This window comes from Streptomyces sp. NPDC057654 (assembly GCF_042800135.1).
Lineage (GTDB): Bacteria > Actinomycetota > Actinomycetes > Streptomycetales > Streptomycetaceae > Streptomyces.
Genome location: NZ_JBHVHQ010000319.1, coordinates 1 through 8,708 on the forward strand (window position 1 = coordinate 1; position 8,708 = coordinate 8,708).

General features: G+C 67.8%; 9 protein-coding genes and 1 pseudogene. 6 read left to right on the top strand and 4 right to left on the bottom strand.

Annotated elements, in window-relative coordinates; all coding sequences use genetic code 11:
• Window positions 1-71: 71 nt before the first annotated feature.
• From ACFU99_RS22720 to ACFU99_RS22740, 5 genes and pseudogenes are all read left to right on the top strand, one after another.
• Window positions 72-327: pseudogene (locus ACFU99_RS22720) on the top strand (IS5/IS1182 family transposase); the annotation flags it as partial.
• 240 nt (window positions 328-567) lie between these two features.
• Entirely contained in the window at window positions 568-1,047 is a 480-nt protein-coding gene (locus ACFU99_RS22725) for a lactococcin 972 family bacteriocin (protein WP_384394771.1), read from the top strand.
• Between the two features lie 46 nt (window positions 1,048-1,093).
• A complete protein-coding gene (locus ACFU99_RS22730; RefSeq protein ID WP_384394773.1) occupies window positions 1,094-1,861 on the top strand; it encodes a hypothetical protein in 768 nt (255 codons plus the stop codon).
• Between the two features lie 157 nt (window positions 1,862-2,018).
• Entirely contained in the window at window positions 2,019-2,765 is a 747-nt protein-coding gene (gene recO, locus ACFU99_RS22735) for a DNA repair protein RecO (RefSeq protein ID WP_384394775.1), read from the top strand.
• A gap of 46 nt (window positions 2,766-2,811) precedes the next feature.
• Entirely contained in the window at window positions 2,812-3,648 is an 837-nt protein-coding gene (locus ACFU99_RS22740; RefSeq protein ID WP_384394777.1) for an isoprenyl transferase, read from the top strand.
• 78 nt (window positions 3,649-3,726) lie between these two features.
• Here ACFU99_RS22740 and ACFU99_RS22745 read toward each other — a convergent pair whose 3' ends face one another.
• From ACFU99_RS22745 to ACFU99_RS22760, 4 genes are all read right to left on the bottom strand, one after another.
• Window positions 3,727-4,134, bottom strand: coding sequence for a Fur family transcriptional regulator (locus ACFU99_RS22745; protein ID WP_384394778.1), 408 nt, complete (start codon window positions 4,132-4,134; stop codon window positions 3,727-3,729).
• 189 nt (window positions 4,135-4,323) lie between these two features.
• Window positions 4,324-5,226: a metal ABC transporter permease gene (locus tag ACFU99_RS22750; RefSeq protein WP_384394780.1), complete on the bottom strand. Its 903-nt coding sequence runs from the start codon at window positions 5,224-5,226 to the stop codon at window positions 4,324-4,326.
• Complete coding sequence (locus tag ACFU99_RS22755; RefSeq protein ID WP_384394782.1) at window positions 5,226-6,005, bottom strand: metal ABC transporter ATP-binding protein; 780 nt, start codon at window positions 6,003-6,005, stop codon at window positions 5,226-5,228. The genes ACFU99_RS22750 and ACFU99_RS22755 overlap by 1 nt, the downstream gene beginning before the upstream one ends.
• Before the next feature lie 29 nt (window positions 6,006-6,034).
• Entirely contained in the window at window positions 6,035-7,078 is a 1,044-nt protein-coding gene (locus ACFU99_RS22760) for a metal ABC transporter substrate-binding protein (RefSeq protein ID WP_384394783.1), read from the bottom strand.
• Between the two features lie 154 nt (window positions 7,079-7,232).
• Here ACFU99_RS22760 and ACFU99_RS22765 point away from each other — a divergent pair, with 154 nt between their 5' ends.
• Window positions 7,233-8,615, top strand: coding sequence for a glycine--tRNA ligase (locus ACFU99_RS22765; protein WP_384394784.1), 1,383 nt, complete (start codon window positions 7,233-7,235; stop codon window positions 8,613-8,615).
• The last annotated feature ends 93 nt before the right edge of the window (window positions 8,616-8,708 follow it).

An 8,708-nucleotide genomic window follows, 5' to 3' on the forward strand; every position in this document is an offset into this window, starting at 1 on the left:
ACCACCACCCCCGCCCGCCTCCGAGCCCTCCTCCAGCACGTAAAGGCTGGTGCGTTCGTCGGTTGATCATCGAGGCCGCCATGGCTGGCCTCCGCGTTCCGTGGGCCGGGCCGGGAAGACCACGGACCCGGCCGGACGTCGTACTGGGGGACCGTGCGCATTCGTCCTGGGTGATCCGAGGGCATTTGCGTCGACGTGGGATCGATCCGCGCCGTCATCCCTAAACCTTCCGACCAGGTCCGTCACTGCCTGCGACGCGGCGGTGCCGGAGGCCGCCCACTTGTATTTGGCGCCGAGGCTTACGGACAGCGGAATACCGTTCGCAGGAGAAACCATAAATCGTCGGCAAAGCGCAAGGGGGAGAATTCAAGCCAGGCTCAATCAAGCCACTCGGCACGGAGGGGGCGTAGGGGCAGCATGCCAGAGGTCATAATTCGCAAAACATACATGTCAGACACAAGGCAGATTTATTCCATATTTACAACACCTTTGACTTTCACCAAGCCTTCACTCATGATTCTTTGAGAACTTCCGCACGGGGAGTTCGCATGGAGGGGGAATTCATCAGTGAGTAGGTTCGGTAAGTCCGTCGCTCTCGGCTTTGCGGCCCTGGCGCTCACGGTGAGCGGTTCCACGATGTCGGCCGCTGCCGATGCACCCGAGTCGACGGGTAATCCTTACAACGCGACAATCACTTACCACACGCGAGGCGACGGCACGCAGCCGCCCGCAGAGCTGGGTGATCCTGCAGAGTGGGCCGAGGCGTCGTTCAAGATGGATGATTCGGTCATCCAGCCGAAGGTGGAGGCATGTACCCACCCGGGCAGCGGCGGTAAGTGGTGCTACGGCTGGTACCTCACCGGCTCGACCGCTACCTCGAAGTATTGCTACTCGAACTACGACCACCAAACGAAGACCCACAAGTCCTCGGTGAACATCGGCAATGTGACAGTCAGTAGCGGTTGGGTCGCCAAGAAGGAGACTTCCAACGCTCACAGGACGACCGGCAGCGCGTACACCTGCAAGACGTACTACGCCACCAAGTAGAACTCGTTCCGCTCTCGACAGGAACTATCCGTAGACGGAAAAGCCGGTGAGGCTATTTCGCGAGCTGGATGATAACCGTTACAGCCGCGAAATAGCCTACGGGCATTTGCCGCGCGCCACACCCGACATCGAAACATCCACGCACACAATGGGGAAGGTCATCGCCCACCTTCTGCGCACTTACGTCACGCCGATCGCGGGGTCCCTCGGGGCCGGGCTGCTGCTGGGACTCATCGGCCCGGTCGCCGGCAAGGGAGACAACGCCGTCTGCTCCGCCCTGAGCACCATCTTTTCCGGTGGCTGGCCCTGGGGCTGCTTTGCCTTCCTCGTGGGCTACAGCTGTCGCTCCAAAACGATGTCCGCCATCCTTTCCTTTGCAGGGCTAGCGGTCGGCGTGGTCACGTACTACGGGTTCAAGCACATCAGCCCGAACAACCCGCCCGGGACGCACGGCACCGTCGGCGAGGGGTTCTCCTCGGGGATTGTTGTCTGGGTGGTACTCGCCGTCATCCTTGGCGTACCCATGGGGCTCATCGGCTACCTTGCGCGGCGGCGCGACCTTCTCGGCCTCCCATTCCGGCTCGCGGTTCCGTTGGTGGCCTTCTTCGAAACCAACATGCGCCTCCGCGTGGAAGCAGACGGGCAAGCCACGGCTGTCATTGTCACTTGGAGTGTGGTCCAGTACGCGTCGGCCGTGATCGCCCTGGCCCTGATTGCCTACTCCATCCGGACCTTTCAACGGAGTCGTCGCAAACGCATGTCGGAGAGCGATGACGTGTATCGCACGATGAGCTCCGACAGGGAGTCGATATAGCAACGCGGTCTATGGCGCAGGCGCGGCGTGTGCGTGGACATTGACCCCGCCCGCCTCCGAGCCCTCCTCCAGCGCGTAAAGGCAGGAGAGCTCGCTCCCCCGAGGCCGTGAGCAGGCCCGCGTACAGCGGGCCTCGGCATGCGGGACAATGACTGGCATGAGTCTGTTCCGCGACGACGGCATCGTGCTGCGCACCCAGAAGCTCGGGGAAGCGGATCGGATCATCACGCTGCTCACGCGCGGGCACGGACGGGTGCGGGCCGTGGCGCGGGGGGTGCGGCGGACGAAGTCGAAGTTCGGGGCGCGGTTGGAGCCGTTTTCCCACGTGGACGTGCAGTTCTTCGCGCGGGGGGCGGAGCTGCTGGGGCGGGGGCTGCCGTTGTGTACGCAGAGCGAGACCATCGCTCCGTACGGTGGGGCGATCGTCACCGACTACGCCCGTTACACCGCCGGCACCGCCATGCTGGAGACCGCCGAGCGGTTCACCGATCATGAGGGCGAGCCGGCGGTGCAGCAGTACCTGCTGCTCGTCGGGGGGCTGCGAACCCTGGCCGCGGGGGAGCATGAGCCGCATCTGATCCTTGACGCGTTTCTGCTGCGCTCGCTGGCGGTCAACGGCTACGCGCCCAGCTTCGAGGCGTGCGCGAAGTGCGGAATGCCCGGTCCCAACCGGTTCTTCTCGGTCGCCGCGGGCGGTGTGATCTGCGGCGAGTGCCGGGTGCCCGGAAGCGTCGTACCCTCCTCTGAGTCGATCGCGCTGCTCGGCGCGCTGCTGACGGGGGACTGGGGGACGGCCGACGCCTGCGAGGCGCGGCATGCCAGGGAGGGCAGCGGGCTGGTGGCGGCGTATCTGCACTGGCATCTGGAGCGGGGTCTGCGTTCGCTCCGGTACGTCGAGAAGTAGCAGCAGCAGCTACCGAGAGCTACCGAACCTAGGAGAAGTGGCACGCATGGCACGACGCGGGATTCTGGGCCGTTCCCGACGCGAATACCTGACGCCGGAACCGCACCCCTCGGGGGCCCGGCCGCCGAAGATCCCCGGCGAGCTGGTGCCGAACCACGTGGCGGTCGTCATGGACGGCAACGGCCGCTGGGCCAAGGAGCGCGGGCTGCCGCGCACCGAGGGCCACAAGGTCGGCGAGGGCGTCGTCCTCGACGTGCTCAAGGGCTGTCTGGAGCTGGGCGTCAAGAACCTCTCCCTGTACGCCTTCTCCACCGAGAACTGGAAGCGCTCGCCCGAAGAGGTGCGCTTCCTGATGAACTTCAACCGTGATGTCATCCGCCGCCGCCGCGACGAGATGGACGAGATGGGCATCCGGGTGCGCTGGACCGGGCGCATGCCCAAGCTGTGGAAGTCCGTCGTCCAGGAGCTCCAGGTCGCGCAGGAGCAGACCAAGGACAACGACGCCATGACGATGTACTTCTGCGTCAACTACGGCGGCCGGGCGGAGATCGCGGACGCGGCGGCGGCGATGGCCGCGGACGTCAAGGCGGGGCGGCTCGACCCGTCGAAGGTCAATGAGAAGACCTTCGCCAAGTACATGTACTACCCGGACATGCCGGATGTGGATCTCTTCGTACGCCCCTCCGGGGAGCAGCGCACCTCGAACTATCTGATCTGGCAGAGCGCCTACGCCGAGATGGTCTTCCAGGACGTCCTGTGGCCCGACTTCGACCGCCGTGACCTGTGGCGCGCCTGTCTCGAATACGCGCAGCGCGACCGCCGGTTCGGCGCCGCGGAGGCCGTGGCGGCCGAGGAGGCGGAGAAGTCCGCCCCGACGGGCTGACCGCCCCGACGGGCTGACCTGACCCGGCGCCCGTCCGGCGCCGGGAGGCGAGCGGACCTGCGGCTACTGCTCCGAGCGTTACTGCTTCGAGCAGTCGTCGCAGGTGCCGAAGATCTCGACGGTGTGGGCGACGTCCACGAAGCCGTGCTCGGCCGCGATCGAGTCCGCCCACTTCTCGACGGCCGGGCCCTCGACCTCGACCGCCTTGCCGCAGACCCGGCACACCAGATGGTGGTGGTGGCCGCTGGAGCAGCGGCGGTAGACCGCCTCGCCCTCGCTGGTGCGGAGCACATCGACCTCGCCGGCGTCGGCGAGGGACTGGAGGGTGCGGTAGACGGTGGTCAGGCCGACCGAGTCGCCGCGGTGTTTGAGCATGTCGTGGAGTTCTTGCGCGCTGCGGAACTCGTCCACCTGATCGAGCGCCGCCGAGACGGCGGCTCGCTGCCTGGTGGATCGGCCGCGTACCGGTGGACCAGCGGTCACCACAGTTGCCTCCTCCTGCTCGCCTGCATGCCCGTCGTCACGAGTGACCCGGCCAATTGTGCCAGGTGCGGCAGCGCCCCGGGGGATATCCCCGGGGCGCCGGACAGGGTTCGGGGACGGGAGCGCTCCCCTTGTGCCGTAATGGGCGGTGTACGGACGTGACCCGTACGCGGTCCCTCGGCGGTGTACGGACTAGACCCGTACGTCGTCCGTCGGCGTACGCGCCTCCGGCACCTCCAGCGTGCACCGCTCCTCATCCGCCGCGGCGCCCTTCGCCCGCCTCGCCCGCCTTCGCGCCAGCGGCGCGGCGAGCGCGGTGAAGGCGACGAACAGCACGATCGCCATCAGCACGATGGTCGCGCCGGCCGGCACGTCCTGGTAGTACGAGGTCGTGGTGCCGGCGAGGGAGACCAGCACGCCGAGGCCGGCGGCCATCGCGAAGGTGGTCGCGAAGCTCCGCGCGATCTGTTGCGCCGCGGCGACCGGGATCACCATCAGGGCGCTGACCAGCAGCAGGCCGACGGCGCGCATCGCGACGGTGACGGTGACCGCGGCGGTCACCGCGATCAGCAGGTTCAGCAGCCGCACCGGCAGCCCGGTGACGCGGGCGAACTCCTCGTCCTGGCAGACCGCGAACAGCTGCCGCCGCAGCCCGAGCGTGACCAGCATGACGAAGGCGGCCAGGACGCACATCGTGGTGATGTCGGAGGGCGAGACCGTGACGATCGAGCCGAAGAGATACGTCATGAGGTTGGCGTTGGAGCCGTTGGGGGAGAGGCTCATCAGCATCACGCCGCCCGCCATGCCCCCGTAGAAGAGCATCGAGAGCGCGAGGTCGCCGCGGGTCCGGCCGAACCAGCGGATCAGCTCCATCGCGACCGCGCCCGCCACGGAGACGGCGGTGGCCATCCACACCGGGCTGGTGTTGAGGAGGAAGCCGAGGCCGACGCCGGTCAGGGCGACGTGGCCGATGCCGTCGCCCATCAGCGCCTGGCGGCGCTGGACGAGGTAGATGCCGATGGCGGGGGCGGTGACGCCGACCAGGAGGGCGGCGATCAGCGCGCGCTGCATGAAGGCGAGGTCGAGGATGTCCATCAGGTCAGCAGCCCTGTCCGGATCGGTTCGGCAGCCGGGTCGGCGTGCGGGTGTACGTGGTCGTGGCCGGGCAGCGCGTGCTGGCCGACGGCCTCGGGCGGCGGGCCGTCGTGCACGACGCAGCCGTCGCGCAGGACGACGGCGCGGTCGATCAGCGGCTCCAGGGGGCCGAGTTCATGCAGGACGAGCAGGACGGTGGTGCCCGCGGCGACCTGGTCGCGCACGGCGTCCGCGAGGACGGCCTGGTTCGCGAGGTCGACGCCGGCCATGGGCTCGTCCATGATCAGCAGCTCGGGTTCGGCGGCGAGCGCGCGGGCTATGAGCACCCGCTGGTGCTGGCCGCCGGAGAGCGCCGCCACCGGGTCCTTGATCCGGTCGGCCATGCCGACCAGCTCCAGGGCGCGTACGACGGCCTCCCGGTCGGCCCGGCGCGGCGGGCCCAGTTTCGTACGGGCCAGCCGGCCGGCCGAGACGACCTCGCGCACGGTCGCGGGCACCCCGCTGGCGGCGGTGGTGCGCTGCGGTACGTAGCCGATCCGCGCCCAGTCCTTGAAGGCGCGCCGCGGGGTGCCGAAGAGCTCCAGCTCGCCGGCGGAGAGCGGGACCTGCCCCACGACGGACCGTACGGCCGTGGACTTGCCGGAGCCGTTGGCGCCGAGCAGTGCCACCACCTCACCGCGCCGCACGGTCAGGTCGACGCCGCGCAGCACGGGGCGCGAGCCCAGCGAGGCGGTGGCGCCGCGCAGCGAGATGACCGGTTCGGGCGGTTGCGGTTCCATGGTTTCCTCCGTCGGGTGGGCGGCCCGGCTCACTTGGCGCCGAGGGCCTTTTGCAGGGCCTTCAGGTTGGACGTCATGACCTCGAAGTAGTCGTGGCCCTTGGACTTGTCCGTGATGCCTTCGAGCGGGTCCAGCACGTCGGTCTTCAGCTTCAGGTCGCTGGCCAGCGTCTTGGCGGTGGCGGGGCTGGCGAGGGTCTCGAAGAAGACGGTGCTGACGCCGTGGTCCTTGGCGAGTTTATGCAGGTCCTTGACGCGGGCGGCGCTGGGCTCGGCCTCGGGGTCGATGCCGCCGATGGCCTCCTCGACGAGCCCGTACCGCTCGGCGAGGTAGCCGAAGGCGGCGTGGGTGGTGATGAAGGTTTCGGAGGCGCGGTTCTTGAGCCCGTCGCGGTACGAGGCGTCGAGGTCGCCGAGCTTCTTGACCAGGGCGTCGGTGTTCTTCTGGTAGTCGGCCTTGTGGTCGGGGTCGGCCTCGGCGAGGGTCTTGTTCACGCCCTTGGCGACCTCGGCGTACTTCACGGGGTCGAGCCAGATGTGCGGGTCGGCGGCGGCGCTGTTCCCGTGGTCGTGACCGCCGTGCTCGTGCCCGTGGTCATGCCCCCCGTGCTCGTGCTCGTCCTCGCCGCCCTTGCCGGTGCCGTTGTCCTTGGTGGTGTGGTGGTGTCCGTCGACCTCGGTGCCGTGCTCTTCGAGGTGGGTGAGGGAGGCGGCGTCGGCGACGTGCTTCACGCCGGACTGCTTGACGGCGTCGTCCACGGAGGGCTGGAGGCCCTTCAGGTAGACGATCGCGCCGGACTCGCCGAGGGCGGCGGTCTGCTTCGGGGTGAGCTCCAGGTCGTGCGGCTCGACGCCCGGCTTGGTCAGGTCAGTGACGTTGACGTGGTCCCCGCCGATCTGCTGGGCGAGGAATTCCAGCGGGTAGAACGACGCCGTGACGTTCAGTTTTCCGTCCTTGCCCTTGGCCGCGGTGTCCGAGGACGAGCAGGCGGAGAGCGCGAGGAGGCCGGCCGCGGCGAGGGCGGCGACGGTGACAGTGGGTATTCGGGTGGAGCCGGTGCGGCGTACGTTCATGACACTCATTTTCAACAAAATTGGAAACGATTGTCAACAACGGAAAGTGTGACCCGGCTCGCGGCGGAGGGTCGCGGAACCGATTTGATTAGGGGGGTGGAGCCGCCGGTAACCTGAAGCCTTCGCTGTTCGTCGTCGCAATGAAGAGAGCACCGTGGCCGCCGACAAGATCGACACCATCGTCAGCCTGAGCAAGCGCCGTGGCTTCGTATACCCGTGCAGTGAGATCTATGGCGGCCAGCGCGCCGCCTGGGATTACGGACCCCTCGGCGTCGAGCTCAAGGAGAACATCAAGCGCCAGTGGTGGCGCTCCATGGTCACCTCGCGCGACGACGTCGTCGGTCTCGACTCGTCGGTGATCCTGGCCCGCGAGGTCTGGGAGGCCTCGGGCCACGTCGCCACGTTCACCGACCCGCTCACCGAGTGCACCTCCTGCCACAAGCGGTTCCGCGCGGACCACTTGGAGGAGGCGTACGAGGCCAAGCACGGCAAGTCGCCCGCCAACGGGCTGGCCGACATCAACTGCCCGCACTGCGGCAACAAGGGCAGCTTCACCGAGCCCAAGCAGTTCTCCGGCCTGCTGGCCACCCACCTCGGCCCGACCCAGGACTCCGGCGCCGTCACCTACCTGCGCCCCGAGACCGCCCAGGGCATCTTCACCAACTTCGCCCAGGTGCAGCAGACTTCGCGCAAGAAGCCGCCGTTCGGCATCGCGCAGACCGGCAAGTCGTTCCGCAACGAGATCACGCCGGGCAACTTCATCTTCCGCACCCGCGAGTTCGAGCAGATGGAGATGGAGTTCTTCGTCAAGCCCGGCGAGGACGAGCAGTGGCACGAGTACTGGATGGAGCAGCGCTGGAACTGGTACACCGGCCTCGGCATGCGCGAGGAGAACATGCGGTGGTACGAGCACGCCGCCGAGAAGCTCTCCCACTACTCCAAGCGCACCGTTGACATCGAGTACCGCTTCAACTTCGGCGGCACCGAGTACTCCGAGCTCGAAGGCGTCGCCAACCGCACCGACTTCGACCTCAAGGCGCACTCCAAGGGCTCCGGCCAGGACCTGTCGTTCTTCGACCAGGAGGCCGGCGAGCGCTGGTTCCCGTACGTCATCGAGCCGGCGGCCGGCCTCAACCGCGCCATGCTCGCCTTCATGCTCGACGCGTACAACGAGGACGAGGCGCCCAACGCCAAGGGCGTCATGGAGAAGCGCACCGTGATGCGGCTCGACCCGCGGCTCGCGCCGGTCAAGGTCGCGGTGCTGCCGCTGTCGCGGAACCCGCAGCTCTCCCCGAAGGCCAAGGGTCTGGCGACCGATCTGCGCCGTAACTGGAACATCGAGTTCGACGACGCCGGTGCCATTGGGCGGCGTTACCGCCGCCAGGACGAGATCGGTACGCCGTTCTGCGTGACGGTGGACTTCGACACGCTCGACGACAACGCGGTGACGGTGCGCGAGCGCGACACGATGAAGCAGGAGCGGGTGTCGCTCGACCAGATCGAGGCCTACTTGGGGAGCCGGCTCCTCGGCTGCTGACTTTAGGCAGCCTGCCAGTGGTGCAGGCTGCTGCCCCTGCTGCCGGCTTGCGCCGGCGCCTTGCCCTCAAACGCCGGGCGGGCTGAGGGATGC